This is a genomic window from Mucilaginibacter puniceus, assembly GCF_054783175.1.
The window spans coordinates 1,003,319-1,026,834 of the sequence record NZ_BAAGRB010000001.1; the positions used below are offsets into that span (position 1 = coordinate 1,003,319).

At 40.3% G+C, this 23,516-nt stretch carries 21 protein-coding genes; 14 read left to right on the top strand and 7 right to left on the bottom strand.

Annotated elements, in window-relative coordinates; genetic code table 11:
- Window positions 1-3 precede the first annotated feature (3 nt).
- The gene (locus tag ACYVJ6_RS04745) at window positions 4-1,242 is read right to left on the bottom strand and encodes a cation:proton antiporter (RefSeq protein WP_460692881.1); all 1,239 of its coding nucleotides are present in this window, start codon (window positions 1,240-1,242) and stop codon (window positions 4-6) included.
- Window positions 1,243-1,538: 296 nt separating this feature from the next.
- On the opposite strand from ACYVJ6_RS04745, the gene ACYVJ6_RS04750 reads away from it, so the two are divergent.
- From ACYVJ6_RS04750 to ACYVJ6_RS04800, 11 genes are all read left to right on the top strand, one after another.
- Entirely contained in the window at window positions 1,539-2,642 is a 1,104-nt protein-coding gene (locus ACYVJ6_RS04750; protein ID WP_460692882.1) for a mechanosensitive ion channel family protein, read from the top strand.
- A gap of 119 nt (window positions 2,643-2,761) precedes the next feature.
- Window positions 2,762-3,187 (top strand): hypothetical protein, encoded by a 426-nt coding sequence (locus ACYVJ6_RS04755; RefSeq protein WP_460692883.1) that lies wholly within the window; start codon window positions 2,762-2,764, stop codon window positions 3,185-3,187.
- 306 nt (window positions 3,188-3,493) lie between these two features.
- The gene (locus tag ACYVJ6_RS04760) at window positions 3,494-4,522 is read left to right on the top strand and encodes an SMP-30/gluconolactonase/LRE family protein (protein WP_460692884.1); all 1,029 of its coding nucleotides are present in this window, start codon (window positions 3,494-3,496) and stop codon (window positions 4,520-4,522) included.
- Window positions 4,523-4,754: 232 nt separating this feature from the next.
- Window positions 4,755-5,156, top strand: a complete 402-nt coding sequence (locus tag ACYVJ6_RS04765; protein ID WP_460692885.1) for a hypothetical protein — start codon at window positions 4,755-4,757, stop codon at window positions 5,154-5,156.
- Between the two features lie 161 nt (window positions 5,157-5,317).
- Window positions 5,318-6,400 (top strand): efflux RND transporter periplasmic adaptor subunit, encoded by a 1,083-nt coding sequence (locus ACYVJ6_RS04770; RefSeq protein WP_460692886.1) that lies wholly within the window; start codon window positions 5,318-5,320, stop codon window positions 6,398-6,400.
- Window positions 6,401-6,427: 27 nt separating this feature from the next.
- Window positions 6,428-9,592 carry an efflux RND transporter permease subunit gene (locus tag ACYVJ6_RS04775; RefSeq protein ID WP_460692887.1) on the top strand — a complete coding sequence of 1,055 codons (3,165 nt, stop codon included), beginning with the start codon at window positions 6,428-6,430 and terminating at the stop codon, window positions 9,590-9,592.
- Entirely contained in the window at window positions 9,585-11,021 is a 1,437-nt protein-coding gene (locus tag ACYVJ6_RS04780) for a TolC family protein (protein ID WP_460692888.1), read from the top strand. Before ACYVJ6_RS04775 ends, ACYVJ6_RS04780 begins: the two co-directional genes overlap by 8 nt.
- Window positions 11,022-11,166: 145 nt before the next feature.
- Window positions 11,167-11,937 (top strand): sialate O-acetylesterase, encoded by a 771-nt coding sequence (locus ACYVJ6_RS04785; RefSeq protein ID WP_460692889.1) that lies wholly within the window; start codon window positions 11,167-11,169, stop codon window positions 11,935-11,937.
- Entirely contained in the window at window positions 11,930-12,448 is a 519-nt protein-coding gene (locus tag ACYVJ6_RS04790; RefSeq protein ID WP_460692890.1) for a hypothetical protein, read from the top strand. Before ACYVJ6_RS04785 ends, ACYVJ6_RS04790 begins: the two co-directional genes overlap by 8 nt.
- Before the next feature lie 52 nt (window positions 12,449-12,500).
- Window positions 12,501-14,126 carry an ArnT family glycosyltransferase gene (locus tag ACYVJ6_RS04795; RefSeq protein WP_460692891.1) on the top strand — a complete coding sequence of 542 codons (1,626 nt, stop codon included), beginning with the start codon at window positions 12,501-12,503 and terminating at the stop codon, window positions 14,124-14,126.
- Window positions 14,127-14,249: 123 nt separating this feature from the next.
- Window positions 14,250-16,898, top strand: a complete 2,649-nt coding sequence (locus ACYVJ6_RS04800) for a PAS domain S-box protein (protein ID WP_460692892.1) — start codon at window positions 14,250-14,252, stop codon at window positions 16,896-16,898.
- 65 nt (window positions 16,899-16,963) lie between these two features.
- Here ACYVJ6_RS04800 and ACYVJ6_RS04805 read toward each other — a convergent pair whose 3' ends face one another.
- The 4 genes from ACYVJ6_RS04805 to ACYVJ6_RS04820 form a co-directional block, all read right to left on the bottom strand.
- The gene (locus ACYVJ6_RS04805) at window positions 16,964-17,200 is read right to left on the bottom strand and encodes a hypothetical protein (RefSeq protein WP_460692893.1); all 237 of its coding nucleotides are present in this window, start codon (window positions 17,198-17,200) and stop codon (window positions 16,964-16,966) included.
- Between the two features lie 64 nt (window positions 17,201-17,264).
- Window positions 17,265-18,491: an RNA polymerase sigma factor gene (locus ACYVJ6_RS04810; RefSeq protein WP_460692894.1), complete on the bottom strand. Its 1,227-nt coding sequence runs from the start codon at window positions 18,489-18,491 to the stop codon at window positions 17,265-17,267.
- A 43-nt stretch (window positions 18,492-18,534) separates the two neighbouring features.
- Complete coding sequence (locus tag ACYVJ6_RS04815; RefSeq protein ID WP_460692895.1) at window positions 18,535-18,885, bottom strand: YciI family protein; 351 nt, start codon at window positions 18,883-18,885, stop codon at window positions 18,535-18,537.
- Window positions 18,886-18,955: 70 nt separating this feature from the next.
- Entirely contained in the window at window positions 18,956-19,558 is a 603-nt protein-coding gene (locus ACYVJ6_RS04820) for a DUF2238 domain-containing protein (protein ID WP_460692896.1), read from the bottom strand.
- Window positions 19,559-19,616: 58 nt separating this feature from the next.
- Here ACYVJ6_RS04820 and ACYVJ6_RS04825 point away from each other — a divergent pair, with 58 nt between their 5' ends.
- Both ACYVJ6_RS04825 and ACYVJ6_RS04830 read left to right on the top strand, forming a co-directional pair.
- On the top strand, window positions 19,617-20,027 hold the full coding sequence (locus ACYVJ6_RS04825; RefSeq protein WP_460692897.1) for a Dabb family protein: 411 nt from the start codon (window positions 19,617-19,619) through the stop codon (window positions 20,025-20,027).
- A gap of 69 nt (window positions 20,028-20,096) precedes the next feature.
- A complete protein-coding gene (locus ACYVJ6_RS04830; RefSeq protein WP_460692898.1) occupies window positions 20,097-20,546 on the top strand; it encodes a MarR family winged helix-turn-helix transcriptional regulator in 450 nt (149 codons plus the stop codon).
- Here the strand turns inward: ACYVJ6_RS04830 and ACYVJ6_RS04835 are convergent, their stop codons facing one another.
- The gene (locus ACYVJ6_RS04835) at window positions 20,547-21,263 is read right to left on the bottom strand and encodes a ZIP family metal transporter (RefSeq protein WP_460692899.1); all 717 of its coding nucleotides are present in this window, start codon (window positions 21,261-21,263) and stop codon (window positions 20,547-20,549) included.
- Complete coding sequence (locus tag ACYVJ6_RS04840; protein ID WP_460692900.1) at window positions 21,263-21,826, bottom strand: phosphatase PAP2 family protein; 564 nt, start codon at window positions 21,824-21,826, stop codon at window positions 21,263-21,265. Before ACYVJ6_RS04840 ends, ACYVJ6_RS04835 begins: the two co-directional genes overlap by 1 nt.
- Window positions 21,827-22,057: 231 nt before the next feature.
- Between ACYVJ6_RS04840 and glmM the strand changes: the two genes are divergently transcribed.
- Window positions 22,058-23,446, top strand: coding sequence for a phosphoglucosamine mutase (glmM, locus tag ACYVJ6_RS04845; protein ID WP_460692901.1), 1,389 nt, complete (start codon window positions 22,058-22,060; stop codon window positions 23,444-23,446).
- The last annotated feature ends 70 nt before the right edge of the window (window positions 23,447-23,516 follow it).

Here is a 23,516-nt window from a genome sequence, read left to right on the forward strand (position 1 = left end):
TCCCTATGGTAATAACAGCCGCTTAGCGAGTTTTCCTACTGACAGTCCCTGCACTATGATAGAGAATACTACAATAATATAAGTGATCAGCACCCATTCGTTACGGTGCATATTCTCTGGCAATGATAGCGCTAAGGCCACAGATATTCCACCTCTAAGGCCCCCCCAGGTAAGTATAACTATTGCATTTTTTTCGAGGTGCATACGCTTACGCAAAATCTGCACCGGAAGAAAAACAGAAATATAGCGAGATGCTAAAACCAACAAAATAAGAATAGCACCAAGTATAACTATGGTTGATTCAACTTTTATTACCAGCATTTCAAGCCCTATCAACATAAAAAGTATAGCATTAAATATTTCGTCAATCAGGTCCCAAAACTTGCCGAGGTAATCTCTTGTTTGCTCAGAAAGTGCAGATTCCCTGCCTTTATTGCCAATAAGGATGCCGGTAACTACCATGGCAAGAGGGGCTGAGACGTGAATAGTATTGGCCAGCGAATATCCGCACATTACTACAGCCAGGGTTATTAGTACCTCCACCCTATAATTGTCTATTGATTTCAAAGCTAGAAACCCTGTATATCCCAATAAACCGCCAAACAAAAGGCCGCCAATGGCTTCGCGCATAAAAAGCAACCCTACATCAATAGCCGAAAGCTCGGAAACACCAACAGTTAATATTTCAAGGATAGTTAAAAAAACAACAACAGCAACACCGTCATTAAAAAGTGATTCGCCCGCTATCTTCAATTCAAGCGATTCAGGAATGCCTGCTTTTTTTAAAATGCCCAGCACCGCAATAGGATCGGTAGGCGAAATGAGTGCCCCGAAAAGCAGGCAATGAATAAAAGGGGTATGCACATTAAACAGTACTAACAAATAATAGGTCATTCCGCCAATAAGTGCCGTTGATATCAACGTACCAACAGTGGCCAGTACAATTATGGGTATAAGCTGTTTTTTTAGTTTTTTATAATCAATATGTATGGCGCCGGCGAAAAGCAGGAAACTTAACATGATCTCCAATAACACTACCTTAAAGTCTATGGCACCTACTAAATTGGTAGCATTGTTTGCCAGCCAGGGCACTCTTGCCCCAAATATAGCCAGCAAAATAGAAGTGATGAGCGAAAGTGCCATTATGCCTATAGTGGATGGCCATTTAATAAACCGGGCATTTATATAAGCAAATACCATGGTAAGAAATATAAGCGCAGCGATAATATGATATATATCCATTAATTTAAATTAGATAAGTTAAGAGGGTGCCTAAAAACCAAAAATACATAATCTTACCTTATTAATTGGTTATGCCGTTTAAATACCATTTTGAGTTGGTGACAGCTATTACGGTTAAAAAATGTTTTCTTAACTTTGCGCATCGGTGCCCGCCTGTTTTGGGTACATGCTTGTAAAATATTCAAGCCATCACACGGTGTCTGTTCAGACAGCCGGCAATTAATCACAGTACTTTTATCTACCGGGTGAAGTGCTATATTATTTACTGCCCTAACGGGATCAAATCTTCTACTATTATGAAGGAAATATGGAATAGCTCATTTTTTGGAAATACCACCTTGGTTTGGCTTACCTGCTTGGGTATTTTAATCGCATCATTTATAGCAATTGTTATATTTAAAAAGATCGTTCTAATCAGACTCAGAAAATGGTCGGCTCAAACAGTAAACACTTTTGATGATTTCCTTATAGCCACGATTGAAAAATCGGTGATCCCACTTCTTTATATAACAGTCGTTAATTTTGCCATTAAAGTATTGGTGCTGCCTGCTGTTTTAACCAATATAATTGATGTTGCTTTTCTGTTTGCGGTAACCTATTTTATATTGCAGATCATATCTGCAGTGATAAAGAATTTTGTTTTTTCTTTTCTGGAAAAGCAGGAAGATAGCGAAACCAAGGAAAAGCAGGTCAAGGGGATGCTCATCATTATCAACGTGGTTATCTGGCTTTTGGGAATCCTTTTCCTGATAAGTAATTTGGGGTATAACGTTACCACTATTATAACGGGTTTGGGTATTGGAGGTATTGCTATAGCACTTGCCGCACAAACCATCTTAGGCGATCTATTTAGTTATTTTATCATTTTCTTTGATCAGCCATTTGAGATCGGCGACTTCATAATTGTTGAAGAAAAAATGGGTGTGATAGAATATGTAGGTATTAAAACCACCCGTTTAAGGACTTTGAGCGGCGAACAACTGATATGCTCAAACACGTATTTAACCAGCACACCTGTACACAACTATAAGCGTATGGAACAACGCCGTATTGTATTTAATATTGGTGTTGTTTATCAAACCCCGTATGAGCAATTGAAACAAATTCCCGAAATGATCAATGATATAATTCGCTCCAAAGCAGATGTTCGTTTTGATAGGGGGCATTTTTCAGGTTTTGGTGATTCAAGCCTGGATTTTGAGTTTGTTTTTTATGTGGAAAGCAGAGAATATAATTTTTACATGGACAGGCAACAGGAAATTTACTTTGATATTTTTGCTGCCTTTGCTGCCCGGGGAATAGAATTTGCCTATCCAACCAGGACGTTATGGGTGAGCAATACGTCCACAGCAGCAGAAGGGGCGGGCAATGATCAGCCTTCTCTTGATAATAACCTTTAGTAAACAGGTAGTTAAGTTATTTAACTATTAAAAGGAAACAAAAGCCCGGTAGTAATGTAGTATTAAAAGGATGGAATATCTGAGCATTTGCCATCCCGAATTTTATTAAATCACTACACATGAAAATCCCGTACCGTTTAGTATTGTTTCTTAGCATTGCAGTTGCCATTACTTTAACTTCCTGCTCAAGGAAATTAAATTTTGTTACCTCGGCGGTAGTGCCCGCGGCACAGGGTTCCGCTAAGATCAGCAAAGACGCTAATAATAATTACGCTATCACCGTTAAGGTTAATAACCTGGCCGAGCCTGACCGCCTGCAACCCAAACGCGAGCTTTATGTGGTTTGGATGGTAACAGAAAACAACGGTACCAAAAATATTGGACAGTTAAAAAGTTCAAGTGGTTTTTTCTCCAGTGCATTAGAGGGCGAATTGCAAACCGTTAGCGCGTTTAATCCACAACGAATTTTTATCACTGCCGAAAATGATGCAAACATACAGTATCCCGGCAGCATGGTTATTATGACTACTGAGGGTAAAAACTGATCTTATTTCTTATCCCTGCAGCGTATCTAAGGGAACTAACTATGCTATGTTGAAGAGTAGCGGCAACACATCAATGCATAGTATTACCTACTTAAAGATGTAACACTACTTTGTCAGTGAAGCACCCAGCTTAATCATGTTTAGTTTAATTTTTATTTAATTATCTGCAATTTAAGTGGTATGTGTATATTAATAATTGAATATTATTTCCCTTTGTTTAAAAATTTTCGTAAGATATTGTTTCGTAACGAAATAATTACCTAAATTAGCCTAACCAATAATTAATAACCTAAAAAACAACCTTTTATGAAAAGAAATTACCTGTTGATGGGATTGGTATGCGTTGTGGCATTCAATTCCTGCAAAAAAGATGAGAAAAATCCTGAGGATGAGTATGTAGCATCGGACATTGTTGATCCCGGAAGGTTAGTTGCAGCCAGTGCAAAAGGAAAACTGGATACCCTGGCCCGCGATTTTGCCTTTAGTGAGGGCCCCGCGGTTGATAAAGAGGGCAATATTTTCTTTACCGATCAGCCTAATGATAAGATTTTTAAATGGGACGTAAAAGCCAAAACAATTTCGACCTTTTTGGTAGGTACCGGCCGCTCAAACGGTATGGCGTTTGATAAGGATGGTTATCTAATTGCCTGCGCAGATATGAATGGCGAGTTGTGGAAAATTGCCCCAAATGGTAACCGTACTATATTAGCAAGTAAGTATAACGGCAAATTGCTTAACGGACCTAATGATGTTTGGATAAACCCGGTTACCGGTGGTTTATATATAACTGACCCAATATTCCCGCGTAATTACTGGGCCATCGGCGATCCGCGCCAGCAGCCATGGGAGCCAACACATTCAGAGCAGGCAACAACAGGTAAAGGCGGCCATGTTTATTATTTGGCAAAGGGTTCAAAAACGTTGGTTAGGGTAACATCCGACGCTATGGGCTGGGATTCAGACTCATGGCCAAATGGCGTAGTAGGTACCCCCGACGGTAAGAAACTATACGTAAATAAATGGGCCGGCAATAATATGGGAGGTACCTGGGTATTTGACATTAATACCGATGGTACCCTTACCAACATGAAAAAATTTGCTGATATGGGCGGCGACGGTATGTCAATGGATGAAAAGGGTAACATTTATATCAGTAATGGTTTAGGTATTACCGCTTTTGATCCTGCGGGAAACCAGGTATTAAAAATCCCAATTAAAGGTGGCGCTACCAACAACGTATTTGGCGGCCCGGATAATAATATTTTATTCATAACCGGCCCGTCAGACAAACTGACCTCTGTAAAAATGAATGTAAAAGGCGTAGAAAAATTTTAAATACCTAAACTTAATTATATATGCCAATAGCGGTGGGTGTAACCCATCGCTATTTTTGTTTTATATCATATTAATTTCCACAGTTAAAGGGCAGAAATTCCCCATTCTAAAGTTTGTGACATGTGTTCTTAATGCCTCACAACATAGGCACTAAATTTGTAATTATTACATGTGTTAAAATATGTTAATAATATACTACATTTGCCCGCCCAATATTAATTTTGCATCGTAGATGAAAATTGCTTATTTGTATATCCTGTCCCTTTGCTTCCTATTGTTAGGGGGGTATTGCGCTGCATACGGAATTTTGCCCAATGATAATAGCCGCCCGGCAACCAAACGCATTGGCAAAACGCAATTAGTAAAATTACCCGTTGTTAACCAGGATCCTGTTATAACACATAACACTTTACCCTTAGACGATAAGCAAACTATTGTTAGTGTTGTAAATGATGATGACGATTTTGGCTTCCGGCGCAGGTACGTATTGCTAGTTACTAGCCTGGTAATACTGGCCTATGCTTCATTTTTAAATTACCTCTATAAATACTTTAAGAACCGGCTTTACAGCTATAAGCAATTATTAACCGTCGGGGCCTATAAATACCTTCTTCAAGGCGCGTTGCGCATTTGATCAATACCCCTTAAGCATTAGTTTAGCTCAATAATTGCTATGCCTTTTTGGGATATAATATTCTTTTCGCGTGCAATTTTTAGATGAAAACTGGTGCTGTTCCGCGCACAGGAGAATTGCTTATTCTCCATAACTAAAAATTGTTAAATACTAATTACATCATGAAAAAAATTGTAATGCTAATGGGCTTAGCCGCAGTATTATACGCGTCAAGCTGTACATCAAAAGCAGAAGAAAAAGAAGAATCCTACAAATATGTGGTTACTAGTCCGCTACAGGTGGATACTTCCTATACTAAGGAATATGTTTCACAGATCAAGTCTGTACGAAATATTGAGATAAGGGCGCAGGAGAAAGGCTTCCTGCAAAACATTTATGTTGATGAGGGCCAGTCGGTAAGCGCCGGCCAATTGCTGTTCAGGATAATGCCAAAGGTATATGAAGCCGAGTATCAAAAAGCACAGGCCGAAATAAAAGCGGCAGAAATTGAACTATCAAATACCAAAGCTTTGGCCGATAAAGACATCGTTTCAAAAAATGAGTTAGCTATGGCACATGCCAGGCTTGACCAGGCAAAAGCCGAAGCATCGCTTGCGCACATCCATTTATCATTTACAGAGATACGTGCTCCGTTTGCGGGTACTATTGACCGTATCCCTTTAAAAATAGGAAGTTTGATTGATGAAGGAGCGCTGTTAACCAGCCTGTCAGACAACAGCCAGATGTTTGCTTATTTCAACGTGTCTGAACCTGAATACCTGGACTATCAAACTAATTTGAAGGGACGTGCCAATAATAAAGTGGGGCTGCTTTTGGCAAACAACCAACCGTTTAAATACACAGGCGAAGTAGAGACCATTGAAAGTGAATTTGATAACGAGACCGGCAATATTGCCTTCCGCGCACGTTTTCCTAATGCCGATAGGTTGTTAAGAAACGGCGAAACCGGTAAAGTGCAAATGACTGTTCCGCTTAAAGGAGCCCTGATAATTCCGCAAAAAGCTACCTATGAGATACAGGATAAGACCTATGTTTTTGTGGTGGGTAATGATAATGTGGTAAGGTCAAAGCAAGTCACTATTTACAGTCAAATGCCCGATTTATATGTAATAAGCAGTGGCATCTCGTCATCAGACAAGATATTGTTAGAGGGAGTGCAAAAAGTAAAAGAAGATGATAAAATAACCAGCGAGTACCGCGCCCCAAGGGAGGTTATTGCTCATTTGCAATTGAGAACAGAATAGTGGACCAATCCCAAAATAAGAAATTAAATGTTTAATAAATTCATACATAGGCCGGTTCTGTCTATTGTAATATCGCTATTGATCACCTTTTTGGGGATACTGGCTATTACGACATTACCGGTAACGCAATTTCCATCCATATCGCCGCCGAAGGTGAATGTAGTTGCAGAATACCCCGGAGCAAACGGCGAGTTGATGATCAAATCGGTTATTATCCCGTTGGAGAGAGCCATAAATGGTGTACCGGGTATGAAGTACATGGCATCAGATGCAGGTAATGATGGCGAGGCCGGTATACAGGTAGTATTCAATTTGGGTACTGACCCTAATCAGGCATCCATCAACGTACAAAACCGGGTAGCCTCTGTGGTAAACAAGTTGCCACCGTTAGTAGTACGCGAAGGGGTAAAGATTACCCGCGAAGAATCGAATATGTTAATGTACATCAACCTATACAGCGATGACCCGCATGCTGATGAAAAGTTCCTGTATAATTACGCTGATATTAATATTCTGTCGGAGTTAAAAAGGGTTAACGGTGTTGGTTCGGCCCAAATTTTAGGTACCCGCGAATATGCCATGCGTATATGGCTAAAACCCGATCGTATGCTGGCCTACAAAGTATCAGCCGATGAGGTTTTGGAAGCTATTAATGAACAAAGTTTGGAAGCTTCGCCCGGTAAAACCGGCGAAAGCTCGGGTAAACGATCAGAGGCATTTGAATATGTGTTGAAATATCCCGGCAGGTATAATACGCCGGAGGGATACCAGAACATAATTATAAAATCAAACCCCAATGGCGAAATGCTACGCCTGAAGGATGTGGCTGATGTGGAGTTTGGCAGTTCTTACTATGACTTGTATTCAAACCTAAATGGTAAGCCTTCTGCAGCAATTGTGGTTAAGCAATCATACGGTAGTAACGCCAGCCAGGTTATAAAGGACATTAAGGAAAAACTGACAGAAATAAAAGGAAGTTCGTTCCCCAAAGGAATGAATTACGAGATCAGCTATGATGTTTCCAAATTCCTGGATGCGTCTATAGAGAAAGTGCTGCATACCCTGGTAGAAGCATTTATACTGGTAGGATTAGTAGTGTTTTTGTTCCTGGGCGATTGGCGGTCAACCCTTATCCCGGCTATCGCGGTGCCCGTATCGCTTATAGGCACGTTTGTGTTTATGCAATTTTTTGGCATTACGCTTAATATGATCACCCTATTTGCGCTGGTACTTTCCATAGGAATAGTGGTTGATAATGCTATTGTGGTAATTGAGGCGGTACACGCCAAAATGGAAGAGAAGCACCTCTCGCCGGTAAAAGCTACCGAGGAAGCCATACATGAAATCAGCGGAGCCATTATAGCCATAACTTTAGTAATGGCAGCCGTATTTATACCGGTTGCATTTATGTCTGGACCGGTAGGGATATTTTACCGGCAGTTTTCCATCACTATGGCAACTGCTATTATTCTTTCCGGTGTGGTTGCGCTTACCTTAACACCTGCGCTTTGTGCGGTTATGCTTAAGAATAATCATGGTAAAGCCAAAAATAAAAACTGGATATATAAAATACTGGATAGCTTTAATAACTGGTTTAACCGTATTGCCGGCAGGTATCAAAACCTATTGAAGACAATTGTTAACAGGCGGGTAATAACTTTTATTATGCTAATAGGGTTTTGTGTGGGTACATGGCTATTAAACACTACTATTCCCTCAGGATTTATACCTAACGAGGATCAGGGTATGTTTTATGCCGTAATCCAAACCCCTCCCGGCTCGTCATTAGAAAGAACTAACCAGGTAGCCGAACGGTTACAGGAAATAGCGCAAAAGATGGAAGATGTGCAATCTGTATCATCATTGGCAGGTTACGAGATATTAACTGAGGGAACAGGTGCTAACTCAGGTACGTGTTTGATCAACCTTAAAAGTTGGGAAGACAGGAAACATTCAGTACAGGAAGTGATAAAGCAGTTGGAGGAGAGGTCAAAAGAAATTACCGGAGCTACTATTGAATTTTTCCAGCCGCCTGCTGTACCCGGTTACGGTGCTGCCGGTGGTTTCGAGCTGCGCTTGCTGGATAAGGAAGGAACCAACGATTATAAAAAGATGGAAACCGTGAGCCGTGATTTTGTGCACGAGTTAGAGAAACGTCCTGAGCTATCATCCGTATTTACTTTTTATAGTGCCAGTTTCCCGCAGTATATGCTGCATGTTGATAATGATATAGCTCAGCAAAAGGGAGTGACTATTGAGAACGCAATGAATACACTCTCAACCCTGATAGGAAGTAATTACGAAACCAGCTTTATTAAATTCAATCGCCAGTATAAAGTAATGGTACAGGCCCTGCCTCAATACCGGGCATTGCCGCAGGATGTATTAAAGTTATATGTAAAGAACGATCATGATGACATGGTGCCTTTTTCCTCATTTATGAAAATGGATAAGGTATATGGCTTATCAGAGATCACCCGGCATAATATGTATAACGCGTCAGAAATTAGCGGTGCCGCCGCCCCTGGTTACAGTAGCGGCTCGGCAATTAACGCCATTAAGGAGGTAGCCAAAAAAGCGCTCCCTCGCGGGTATGGTATAGACTGGGCCGGTATATCGGCAGACGAGGTTACCCGGGGTAATCAGGCTATTTATATATTCCTGATATGTTTGGTGTTTGTGTACATGCTGTTATCTGCCCAGTACGAAAGCTTTTTGCTGCCATTCCCGGTTATTCTGTCATTACCGGCGGGTATTTTTGGAGCATTTTTATTTTTAAAGCTATTTGGGCTGCAGAATAATATTTATGCCCAGGTAGCCATGGTAATGCTAATAGGATTACTGGGTAAAAATGCTGTACTTATTGTAGAGTTCGCGGTACAAAGACACCGTGCCGGAGATTCAATATTCAAAGCCGTTATTGCAGGCTCAGTAGCCAGGTTTAGGCCAATCCTCATGACCTCGTTTGCCTTTGTGGCAGGGTTAATACCACTGGTAATTGCTACCGGGCCGGGTGCTATTGGTAACCGCACTATTGGTTCGGCAGCGGCCGGGGGTATGGTGTTTGGTACCGTTTTCGGGGTGATCATTATCCCGGGGCTATATTTCATATTCGGCACCATAGCCGAGCGTTTTCAGCCTAAGCATGAAGACGAAAATCCGTTAACTGAAGATCTGAATAATAATGTATAATCGCACCGTATATAAAAGTATAGCCTTACTGGGCTTGTGCCTGGGCTATGCCAGCTGTAGTATTCCGAAGATCGCACAGCGTGAGGAAAAAATAGAAGTACCAAAAGTGTACACCGATGTTAGCGATACTACCAATATAACATCTGTGCAATGGCGCCAATTTTTTACCGATAAGAATTTGGTGAGCCTGATTGATACTGCGCTGAAAAACAACCAGGAGCTGTTGATCACCCTGCAGGAAATTGAAATGGCGCAAAATGATGTTAAACTTCGCCATAGCAAATTGCTGCCAACCGTTGGGGCACATGTAGGTGCCGGAGTTGAAAAAGTGGGCCGTTACACCAGCCAGGGTGCCGGTGATGCCAGTACCGAGATCATGCCGGGTAAGGAGTTTCCCGACCCATTAACCGACTTTGGCGTTAACTTATACGCCAGTTGGGAAGTTGATATCTGGAAAAAATTACGTACCGCTAAAAAAGCGGCTATTGTAAGGTATTTGGCAACGGTTGAAGGGAAGAATTTTGTATTGACCAACCTGGTTGCAGAAGTAGCAAGTTCCTACTACGAATTAATGGCGTTGAATAACCAATTGGCCGTTGTAAGGCAAAATATCGAGCTGCAAAAAAACGCGTTGGAGATTGTTAAAGTGCAAAAAACGGCTTCACGCGTAACAGAGTTGGCGGTGCAAAAATTCAGGGCCGAAGTGCTGAAATCGCAAAGCCTGGAATTTGATATTTTGCAGGATATAAAAGTGACCGAAAATCGGATCAATCTTTTATTGGGCCGCTACCCGCAGCCCATAGTAATTGACCAAACCGACTTTTTAAGCTTATCGCCTGCAAGGGTTAATACCGGTATACCATCGCAACTCATGTCAAGCCGACCGGATATCAGGCAGGCCGAATTGGAGTTGGCCGCTTCTAAATTGGATGTGAAAGTTGCCCGCGCTGAATTTTATCCATCGTTTGATATTACGGCTACCCTGGGTTTGCAATCATTTAAGCCAGCATATTTGGTTACGTTACCTGCATCGTTGATCTACTCGTTTGTGGGTGATATGGCGGCACCGCTGATCAACCGCGCCGCTATTAAAGCCGAGTTTAGAAATGCCAACGCACGCCAGCTGCAGGCCATGTATAACTACGAGCGGGTAATTTTGAATGCCTACCTGGAAGTTTCTAACCAGCTATCGGGCGTAACGAACTTGCAAAGGAGTTATGATCTGAAACGCCAACAGGTGGATGCCCTGACACAGTCTATTGACATATCAGGCGACCTGTTCAGGTCTGCACGTGCCGATTATTTGGAAGTATTAATGACCCAGCGCGATGCATTAGAAGCCAAACTGGAACTCATAGAAACCAAGCAAAAGCAATTAAATGCTGTGACCAGTGTATACCGCGACCTGGGCGGTGGCTGGGCACAATAAATACTTAATAAAATACTTAATACCCCTAGTAAGAGCCGGCTATTAGCTGGCTCTTTTTGTTTTATTAGTTATACAGCTAAGGTTTAGGATTTATCAACAATAATTTTCATATTTAAACACCAATTGTAAATCTGATCAACCAAAAATGAAAAAATATCTAATCCTATTTTTAGTATTCATTGTTATGAACACTTATGCCCAACAGCCTGACCCTAATTTTGAATTATACATTTTAGCGGGCCAATCAAACATGGCGGGACGTGGTGAGGTAACTGATGCTTACAAAGCCGCGGGTAATGCCAATGTGCTCATGTTAAACAAAGAAGGTAAATGGGTGCAGGCAACCCACCCGATGCATTTTGACAAACCTAACGCGGGTGTTGGCCCGGGATTGGAGTTTGGTGTGCAAATGGCAAAGGCCAATCCAAAGGTTAAAATAGGATTGATACCTGTTGCTGTTGGTGGCTCGCCTATTGAAAGCTGGCTGCCGGGGGCTTTAGACCAGGCTACCGGTACCCACCCTTATGATGACGCGGTGGCCCGTATTAAACTGGCTATGCAAACAGGTGTTGTAAAAGGCATAATCTGGCACCAGGGCGAATCAAACAGTGGCCGTCCCGCGCAGGTAGCTAAGTATTTAGATCAATTGAAGGAACTGATTACCCGCTTCCGTACCATGGTAGGTAATGATAACTTGCCCTTTGTAGCCGGGGAGTTGGGCCGATATGCCACATTTGGTAATATAAACGCGGAGATAAATAAACTACCTGATGCATTGCCGAATACAGCTGTTGCTACCACCGAAAACTTAGTACACAAAGGCGATAACCTGCACTTTGATAGTCCATCGGCTGATGAATTAGGGAGAAGATACGCGGCTAAAATGCTATTGTTGCAAAAGAAAAATAATGAGTAAAGTGCTTTTTGAGGAAACTCAAAGGAATATTCTTTTAATTATTGTACCTATACCAATTGCGGTAGCTTTTGGTGCAATGGCTGCGGTTCAAATAATCTCAGGAAAACCCATAGGTAATCATCCAGCATCAAACACCGCTTTGGTAATTATATTTATTGTACTTGTTGTTATGGCATTAGTAGTAGGGTCGCAAAAATTGAAAACAAAAATTACACCTGATGAAATAGCCTACGGTATTGGCATATTTTCGGGAGAAACAGTTACCCGGTTTAATGATGTAAAAAGTATTTCTATAAGAAAATACAACCCTTTAAAAGAATTTTTAGGTTGGGGTGTAAGATATAATTCAACAACTGATTGTTTCACCATGTCTGGCGATGACGGATTAGAGTTGACTATGACCAACAACAAGAAAATATTAATAGGCACCCAAAAGCCCAATGAACTGCAATTGGTATTGGAAACTTATTTTAAAGATAAGTTGGTATTGACAGATGAAAATAAATCCTGAAATTATTTAAAAAAATCAGGACCTTGCACCGGCAAAACATGAAGCCCGTTTAATGAAGAAATTAACTGAAGCTAACGCCCGGTCGTTTACCATCCAATTAATCATAATCACCTTTTTTATCCGCCTGCTTATTGCCGCATACACCGGCTTAGGGGTGGGCGAATCATACTATTTTCGTGGTGCCCTGCATTTAGACTGGAGTTATTTTGACCAGCCGCCTTTGTTTTTTTGGCTGGGTGGTTTAAGTATTAAAATATTTGGCCTCACCAATTTAGGCCTTCGCTTCCCTACCGTTTTATTATTTGCAGGGGCAGGCTGGCTGCTATACCTCATTACGCAAAAATTATTTAATGCCAAGGCAGGCTTTTGGGCCGTGGTATTGATGAATTTAAGCGCGGTATTTACCATAGGTATAGCCTGCTGGTACCAGCCCGATTGCCCGTTGATATTTTTCTGGCTTTTAAGCACGTATTATGTCATAAAGGTATTAGGTGTAGGCGAGGATAAAAAAGTTGATCCTGCGAGCCGAAAAGCTTATCTGTTGTGGATCATCATAGGTATATGCATGGGCTTTGCCACACTAAGCAAATACCATGTGCTGTTTATATTTGCAGGAGTGTTTTTATTCGTAGCGGTTAATAAAAACCAGCGTCATTGGCTAAAGCACCCGGGTCCATATTTGGCCATTGTTATTACTATTTTGATGGCTATGCCTGTTATCTGGTGGAACTATAAAAACAACTGGGCATCGTTTGTTTTCCAGGGAACAAGGGCAGGCACCAGGCACGAGCCTTTTCAAATACATATTGATTGGTTTTTACGAAGCATAGGAGGGCAGGCTGCCTGGTTATTACCGTGGATATGGTTCCCAACCATCAGGCAGTTATTTGTTACTTATAAACTGCGTGCACAGGAGGCTTTTGGTTTTAATTTCTGGATGTCGGTACTGCCCATAGTCTTCTTTACGGTTATTACCTTATGGGCCGACCTACAATATCATTTCCATTGGCAGGCACCCGGTTATATGATGCTATTTATGCCTCTGGGCTTCGCTATAGATAAAGCTTTACATGGTGCGGATGAAAAGCGCAAACGCCTAACCCGCAGGTGGCTTAATTTTTCTATTTACTTTACTATAATCACCATAACCGTATTAGGTTTACACATGGTAACGGGCTTTTGGCAAAGTTATGGTCCTAAATGGGTGGTAAGCCTGGGTGGTGGTAAAACCGACCCTACTATGCAGGGTGTTGACTATGATGATATTATGACCCGCTTTGAAAAGGAAGGCTGGCTCAACAACGATAAAGTATTTGCGGGCAGTACCCGCTGGTGGCTAACCGGTAAGGTAGATTGGGCATTAAAGGGTAAAAAGGATATCATCTGCTTTAACCGTGATTCGCGCAATATGGCATTTTTGGTTGATCCAAATAAACTAATTGGTAAAGATGCTATAGTTATAGGTGAGGATCATCAGATAACTGTCGATGATGATGTAAAACCGTTTTTTAATAATGTTAAGCAATTAGCCGATATCCCGGTGATACGTAATGGCGTTATTGAAAGCTATTTGCAGGTATACTATTGTACCAATTTTCATGAAGCGCCACAATCGTCTGCTTATGATGATTATCCGTTGTACAGGCAGTTAAAAGGTTTGCCTGCATTTGGGAAATAAATTAATTTACTAACCTGCCAACAATTTGGTGGATATGGAGTTATTATTTTGCGTTTAGAGTGCCCATTACGCTGATTGCTGGTAACCTAATTAACTTTTTTTGATTAACCATTATCACAAAATATGACTACACCAATTAATGGAGACGGCTACCGGGAAATTTTTGAAAATAGCCCTACAGCTATGCTTATTATAGCTACAGATGCCCCGGTATATACTATGTTGGATGTTAATCCCGCTTATCTTAAAGCAACAAATAGTACCCGTGAGGCATTAGTTGGTAAATCGGTATTTGCTGTTTTTCCGGGTAACCCTACTGATGAAGAATCGAAAAATATTGAAAGGACCTATTATTCTTTTGAACAGGCAATAACTAAAAAACAGCCTCATACCATGAGTAATTACCGGTATGATATTCCTGTTCCGGGTACAAACCAGTTTGAAGAACGTTATTGGACAACTACCAATACCCCTATATTAAACGAAAAAGGCGAAGTAAAATATTTTATCCATTCGCCCCAAAACGTAACAGAGCTATATAAGTTAAGCCAGCGGGAACAAGCAGGAATAGAAGCGTTAAATAAGCAACGCGGGCAATTATATTCAACTTTTATGCAGGCGCCGGTAGGTATAGCCATTTTTAGAGGGCCCGAATATATTGTTGACCTGATAAACCCACCATTATGTGAAGTGTACGGGAAAACGGCCGAAGAAATGCTGGGAAGATCAGTTTTTGAAACCCTTCATCATGCTAAAGGGATGGGTTTTGAAGAGTTGATAGATAATGTACGGTTAACAGGGGTTTCTTTTAAGGGGCAAGGTATTGCTGCGCCTCTTGAGCGAAACGGGGTATTAGAAACTGTTTACCTCGATTTTGTTTATGAACCTTTTAGAGAAGAGGATGGTAGCATTAGCGGCGTAATTGCCATTGCCATTGAAGTTACCGAACAGGTAACCGCTAAAAAGAAAATTGAAGAAGCAGAAGAAAGAGCAAGGCTGGCAGTAGATGCTGCTGGTTTGGGCACATTTGACCTTAACCTGTTAACCGGGCAAACAATTACTTCAAAAATATTTGCCAATATTTTTGGTTTTGATGAGCCGGTATCAAGGGAGGAATATGTAAAAGCATACCACCCTACGGATATGAAGTTACGCGAAAAGGCTCATGCAGAAGCTTTAGCTAATGGAACGTTGTTTTATGAGGTAAGGATAATACGTCCTGATCAAACTACGCGATGGGTACGGGCAGAGGGAAAGGTATTTTATGATAATGGAAAGCCGGTGAGGCTATTAGGTACCATGTTAGATATAACCGAGCAGGTATTGGCTAAACAGGAGCAACTTAAACTAACAACCTTGGTGGCTAATAGTGTAGATCTGATGTCGTTATTGAGAATGGATGGAACTAATTCATACATTAATGAAGCGGGAATGAAGATGCTGGGCTTTAAAAATGCGGAGGAAGTATTACAAACACCTATTGCCAACTTACACATGCCCGAAGATTTTGAGTTTGTGCAAACAGAAGTATTGCCTACAGTAATGAGTAAAGGGCGCTGGGCGGGAATAATGAAGGTTAAACACCTGCAAACAGGTGAAGTTTTTCCTGTATACAATAACTGTATTCGCATTGATGACGAGGAGGGTACACCAATTGCGGTAGGCGCTGTGATGCGCGATATGCGGCCCGAGATAGCATCAAAACAAGCACTTGAGAACAGCGAACAATTATTAAGGAATATTACGTCAGCTGCGCCTACCGGCTTATGGATGACAAACGAAGAAGGTAACTTAATTTATGTAAATCAAACCTGGGTTGATTGGACGGGCTTTTCATATGAAAAGCAACTGGACACCGGATGGGCAGATGCTTTAGTGATTGAGGACAGAGAAAAAACAGCCGATAAATTTTCTAAAGATCAAGCCGAACGAAAATTGTATGAGGCGGAGTTTAGGATAAACCATGTCGATGGAACTGTGCATTGGTGTGTGGCAACCGGAAGTCCGCAATACCGAAAGGACGGTAGTTTTGCCGGGTATATAGGTGCCTGTGTTGATATAACCGAGCAAAAGTTTCTGCAACAGCAAAAAGATGATTTTATAGGCATTGCCAGCCATGAATTAAAAACACCGGTTACCAGTATTAAGGCCTATACCCAGGTATTAGAGAAAATGCTTCTTAAAAAAGGGGATGAAAAGGAAGCCGGGATGATAAACAGGATGGATGTACAGCTTAACCGTTTAACCAGCCTTATTGGTGATCTTTTAGATGTTACTAAAATTAACTCGGGTAAACTGCAGTTTAATGATGCCGACTTTGATTTTAATGAATATGTTAAAGAATTAATTGAAGATCTGTCACGCACAACCACCAAGCATGCCTTGATTGAGAAACTTGCCCCTGCAGGTATTGTATTTGGTGATAAGGAACGCATTGGGCAGGTAATAACCAATTTAATTACAAATGCTATTAAATACTCGCCACAGGCTGATGAGATAATAATATATACTGATGTTAAGGATGAAGAAGTAACGCTTTGTGTTCAGGATTTTGGCATTGGTATATCTAAAGAAAACCTGGAAAAAGTATTTGAACAGTTTTACCGGGTAAGCGGTAATATGCAGCATACTTACCCCGGATTAGGGCTGGGCTTATATATATCGTCAGAAATAATTAAACGCGAGGGTGGCAGGATATGGGTTACCAGTGAGGAAGGCAAGGGATCTACTTTCTGTTTCGCCTTGCCGCTAAAAAAAGCCGATAATGATTAAAGAAGTTAAATAAGCTTACGGTAGGGTAACTTGATGCCTTGACGAGCAATTTACAATAGGTAAAACTAAATATGATAACCTTCTAACTGTTCGGCAACCAAATGCAATAAACCCTCATCTACCACGCCTGGATTTTTGCAGATATGTAAAATTTTATGATGATCAGGCTCAAAACTGCCAATAAATACATCGTCGTTATAAACCTCATACTTACATTGATCGTCCTTATGGTGCATATAATCGCGCACTTCTAAATGATAGTTCTGCTTATTATGTGTTACTGATATTTCAAATTTTTCCATGACATAGCTTGTTTAAGCAATAACCATATCGCAAGGATATTGTTGTAGTTTTATACTATAGCTGCTATAAATTATTAATATTTTTTTGAATTACCTGTTTATCTGCCGACGTTTTGGCTAAAACCAATGCTTTTAAAAAGTTTTCTTTAGCTTTTTGAGTATCGATGGGCTTATAAAGTTCGCCGAGTAACGTGAAGTAAAAAGGGTTATTATTCAGCTTCAGCGCCTCAGCCTCTATAATAGCAGTTGCGTTACCCTTAACCTTTGCCAAAGCGTAGGTTCTGTTCAATGCTGCAATGGGCGAGTATTGTAACATCAATAATTTATTATATAACTGTAATATACTATCCCATTTTTCCAGGGTATCCGTTTTGTTCGTGAGCCAGTAAGCAATACCTGCTTCCAAATGATACTTGGTTAAAGTGTCGCCATTGGACGCCTTGTGAAGATGATAAGCGCCTTTATATATCAATTCCTGGTTCCATAATGTCTCATCCTGCTCATGGTATAAAATCAATTGTCCGTTATTGCTTTTGCGCGCCTCAAATCGCGATGCATGGAAGCACATTAAGGCAAACAAGGCATTTACAGCGGGTTTATTTGTTGATTCATTTTCTATCAGCATATACGTTAACCGCATAGCTTCCAGGCATAATTCATCTCTTAATATAATATCTTTACTTTCAGAGTAATAGCCTTCATTATATAATAAATACAACGTAGTTAAAACGGTTGATAACCTGCTGTCTATGTCTTCCTGAGCCGGGAATTCGATTTTTACCTTTTCAACGCGCAGTTTTTCTTTGGCCCTAAAAAGTCGTTTATTAATAGCTTCCTTATTAGACAGAAAGGCATTGACAATCTCATCAATGCCGAAACCGCAAAGTATACGTAAAGCCAATCCAATTTGACTCTCAACAGGAATGGAGGGATGGCATATCGCAAATAGCATTTGTAACTGGCTGTCGGCTATATTTTCTTTTGAAAGGTCAATTTCAACTTCTTGTACAATGGCAGATGAATTTTTTAATTCTGGCACTATCTTTTCAGTAAAAACCAAGCTGCGGTTAAAATGATTTTTGGCTTTGTTTTTTGCAACGGTGTATAGCCATGCCGTGGGGTTGGCGGGTACACCTTTATATGGCCAGTTCTCTAATGCTGCTAAAAAGGTTTCTGCAGCAATATCCTCTGCCAAATCTATCTGATCAATACCAAGCAACTTGCAGAGCACAGTTGTAATTTTACTAGCCTCAGTTCTAAAAAGGTGTGGTATGAGTTGATTATGATCCATAATAAGAAAGCCTCTCAAATATTGAGAGGCTTATAAATACTGCTTATACTTTAGTATGGCTATTAATTTCCCTAACTTCCACACTGTTGCCATCACCCTGTAAAACCGGGCTGCCTTTAGCAAATTCAACAGCCTCATCAATGCTATTTGCTTTAACAACGATATAACCACCAATTGTTTCTTTAATCTCGCCAAATGGACCGTTGGTAACCACATTATTGTGCCATACCACTTTGGCACCTTCAAATGGTAGCCCGTTACCAGCAACAAATTGGTTTTTGGCGGCTATGCCACCAATCCAGTCCATAGTTTGTTTCATCCAAACTTGTATTTGCTCTGGCGATGCTACTTTCATCCCATCCTCATGCCTGAAAATTAAAATGTACTCTTTCATCTTGTTTAAAGTTAATGTTATAAAATGTACGAATTACTTTCATAACAAGTGATATAAATCAAATTGGACATTACCTGGTAATTAATTTAGTGATTTCCTTGTCGTGCCATTTTGAAAATAATACAACCATACAAATTGCCCCAATCATGGCAAAAAGCATGTCCGACTGTGTATCCCATATGTAACCTTGTGTTCCTAAAAATGAATCTCCCGATTCGCCTGATTGTAGAGAAACAAACCACTCTAAAAATTCATACACGACACTAATTGTTGTACAAACGCATACCGTTAAAAACGCTATCCATCTTTTATTTTGAATAATATTTAGTCGGATAAAAAGTTCGCGTGTTATAAATGCCGGAACAAAACCCTGAACAAAATGCCCTACCTTGTCGTAGTTATTACGGGTTTGATGAAAAGTATCTTTTATCCAATCAAATAAAGGTACTTGCGCATAAGTATAATGGCCACCAATAAATAAAATGTAACAATGGAATAATATCATTGCATAAGTTAAACTGGTGAATTGAAATTTTTTATAAGTTAGTATTAAAGCTACGAAACCTAATATGGCAGGAAATACTTCTAACACCCATGTAAAATAATCGTGCGGTTTAATTGCCGAAAAAAGCAAACCCAAAAAGAATAAAACAATAAGTAAGGTTTTTTTCATCGTACAATATAAAGGCTTTTTAAATAATTTATTTAAATTAACCACTTTATCGATCATCATGAAAACATCAAACAGAAGAAAATTTATTGCTACTTCAACAACTTTAGCTATGGGAACAGCCGCTTCAGCATTGCCTTTATCAAATAACCCTGCAGATAAATACCCGGTCGTGCACCATGTATTATTTTGGTTGAAAAACCCGGATTCAAAAGCAGATCGTGATAAATTGATAGCCGGTGTAAAAACTTTAGCTAAAATTCCAACCGTGCGTGAGTTAAGAGTAGGTATAGTAGCCAGTACCGAAAAGCGCGATGTGGTTGATAATAGCTGGGGGGTATCTGAATTAATGTTTTTTAGTGATCTGGCCGGGCAGCAAGCTTATCAGGATCATCCTATACACTTAAAATTTGTTGAAGATTGCAGCCCGCTTTGGGACAAGGTGATTGTATATGATGCTATTGAAGCTTAAAAAAATCTTTATGTAACAGATACATTACAAAATAACAAACATATTTGCATATTTGTGATTATATAGCAAATGAGTATAGAAGACGACATACAAAGTACAAAGTTTGAAGATAATTTTCAAAAAGTAGCCATCAATATTGCTTATACCGATGGTTGGCTGCAGAATAATTTTCGCGCGCACTTTGAAAAATATAATCTTACCATTCAGCAATTTAATGTGTTGCGCATATTACGTGGGCAATACCCTAAGCCTGCTACGGTAAACCTGTTAAAAGAGCGGATGATAGATAAAATGTCTGACGCATCGCGTATTGTTGACCGTTTGGTACAAAAGGAATTGGTGTCCCGTTGTACCAATACTAAAGACCGACGCGCAGTTGATGTGCGGATAAGCGATAAGGGATTGGATATCCTGTCAAAAATGGACGCGGAATTTAAAGTGAAAGATATCCTCCAAAAAAATCTATCAGCTGAAGAAGCAGCTACACTAAGCGATCTATTAGATAAGCTAAGAGGATAATTACATCTCAGCCAAAAACGCGGCCAAAGCAATCCCAATACCCAGTAATACCGCTATCAATTTTCGCATGGTAAATTTATGGTCGGAGCTTGACTCAAACAGTATAGTGGTTGATATGTGTAAAAATATACCAATAACCACACCCATTATCCGGTTAAAATATTGTTGTAAGTTGCCTATACCGCCATTGCTTAACGCCATGCTGAAATAGTAACCTAATGGAGACATTGCCGCAAATAAAAATATGTAAAGTATGGTATTGTTACGGCTTTGATGATTAGCTAAGAAAACACTTCCTAAAGCAAAGGCGGCAGGTATATGGTGCAGACCAATACCAAACACTAATTCGTTTTGATAGCCCTGTGCCAGCGGCATCCCCTCTAAAAAAGCGTGCAGGCACAAACTTACCATAATACCTAATGGAAATATGGCATGAGTAGCCGAGGGTTTGTGCATGTGTCCATGCTCAATACCTTGTGAGAATTGTTCTAATACAATTTGGAATAAAAAGCCCACCAAAATAAATACCCCAACCAGGTTATCGCCACCATGGTAAGCGTCAGGTATTAAATGCAGAACGGTAATAGCGAAAAGGTAAGCACCGCTAAAAGATAATACCAGTTTAAGGGTTTTATGGTTATCACCTTTAAACAAAAACACAGACGTTCCACCAAAAAAGGCGCAGGCAAATAAGAATATGATTTTCCAGATCTCCATTAAAATTTGGGTTGTAATTTTTTAAATAAAACGGCAAACAGGCAGCCAATTAATATACCATAAATTGCCCCGCCTAACACATCAATGGGGTAATGCACCCCTACATATACTTGTGCAAAGCATATTATGCCTGCCCATAAGGTGGCCCATAGCGCTATCCACGACCATTTTTTGTAAAATATCAATATTAAAAAAGCCGCCATAGCAAAATGATCAGTAGCATGGGTAGATGGAAAGCTATACCCTGTGCCGCAGCCCACACGGTTAATATCTGTGTCGCCCAATGCAACTTCGCGGCAGGGTCGTATGCGTTTAACAGCGGGCTTAATTAGGCTTGCGCTGGTAAAATCGGCCACACCTGCAGTTAAAGCTAAAAGTATGATAATAACCGCCCCGGGTTTTCTATATCGCCATAGGCAAAAACTTATAATAAATATATATAAGGGTATCCAAAAACTTGGGTTGCGCAAATAAGGCATTATCCAGTCGAAAAACACATTACCCAGTTCATGGTTAATGAAATAAAATAGATGCCGGTCAAATTGTAAAAGGGCTTCGGGCATTGGATAACTATTATTAATATTTTTTGTCATCTCGAACGTAGTGAGAGATCTATACATATGCTACGAACGAGTGTATAGATTTCCCCCGTTGGTCGAAATGACAAGTGGTAAAATAAACCAGTCAAACTTAAGGCTTTTATTAATTTTTATGCTCAGGTTTTTGTCATTAAAAAAGTCGTGTAACATTGTTATCAGTTTAATAATTATTTTTGCACGCAAACAAACACTACTTTGACACTTATAAAATCAATTTCGGGAATCAGAGGCACTATAGGTGGTGCCGCCGGCGATGGACTTACGCCGATGGACATTGTAAAATTTACCTCGGCATTTGGCACCTGGGCCATTCAAAAAGCGGGCATTAAAAAAATAGTATTGGGCCGCGATGCACGTATATCAGGCAGTATGGTAAATAACCTGGTTACAGGCACTTTACAGGGCTTAGGGATAGATGTAGTTGATTTGGGACTATCTACCACGCCGACTGTTGAAATTGCTGTGCCGTTGGAGGATGCTGCCGGTGGTATCATATTAACTGCAAGTCATAACCCTAAGCAATGGAACGCCTTAAAACTATTAAATGCCAAAGGCGAGTTTATAAGCGATACCGACGGTAAAGAAGTACTGGATATTGCCGAAAACAGCAGCTTTACTTATGCCGATGTAAATGAATTAGGTAAAGTTGTATATGATGATAGCTATATGCAAAAGCATATTGACCAGATACTGGCACTGCCACTGGTTGATGTTGATGCCATTGCTAAGGCGGATTTTAAAGTAGTTATTGACTGCGTTAATTCAACAGGTGGTATTTTTGTACCTGCTTTATTAACCGCGTTAGGTGTAAAAACTGTACATAAATTATTTTGTGAGCCCAATGGCGAGTTTCCGCATAACCCGGAGCCATTGCCCGAGAACCTAACGGCTCTATCAAAAGAAGTAATTGCTAAAAATGCCAGCTTAGGCATAGCTGTTGACCCGGATGTTGACCGTTTATGCTTTGTAAGCGAAGATGGTAATATGTTTGGCGAGGAATATACACTGGTTGCCGTTGCCGATTATGTATTGAAAAATAACAAGGGTAATACGGTATCTAACCTGTCATCAACACGTGCTTTGCGCGATGTTACTGAAAGCGCCGGTGGCGAATATCACGCGGCAGCGGTAGGCGAGGTAAACGTAGTTAACCAAATGAAAGCAGTAAATGCCATAATAGGTGGCGAAGGTAATGGTGGTGTTATTTACCCGGAGTTACATTATGGCCGCGATGCTTTGGTGGGGATAGCTTTATTTTTAACGCATCTGGCTAAGTACGGTAAGACTATCTCTAATTTAAGAAGTTCATACCCTAACTACTTTATATCTAAAAATAAAATAACACTTACGCCCGAAATGGATATTGACGCGTTATTGGCAAAAGTAGAAGAGAAATATCAGGCTCAGCCGCATTCTACCATTGATGGTTTAAAAATAGAATTTGATAAGCAATGGGTACACCTGCGCCGCTCAAATACTGAGCCTATTATTCGTATTTATTCTGAAGCTGATTCGGAAACAGCGGCGAATGGATTGGCTAATAAGATCATTGCGGATATAAAAGAAATTTTGCAGTTGAGTTAGGGTTAGCCTGTAAGTCGGAAAAGTCAGTAAGTCCGGAATATACTAATCACCAATTCACAAATCACTAATC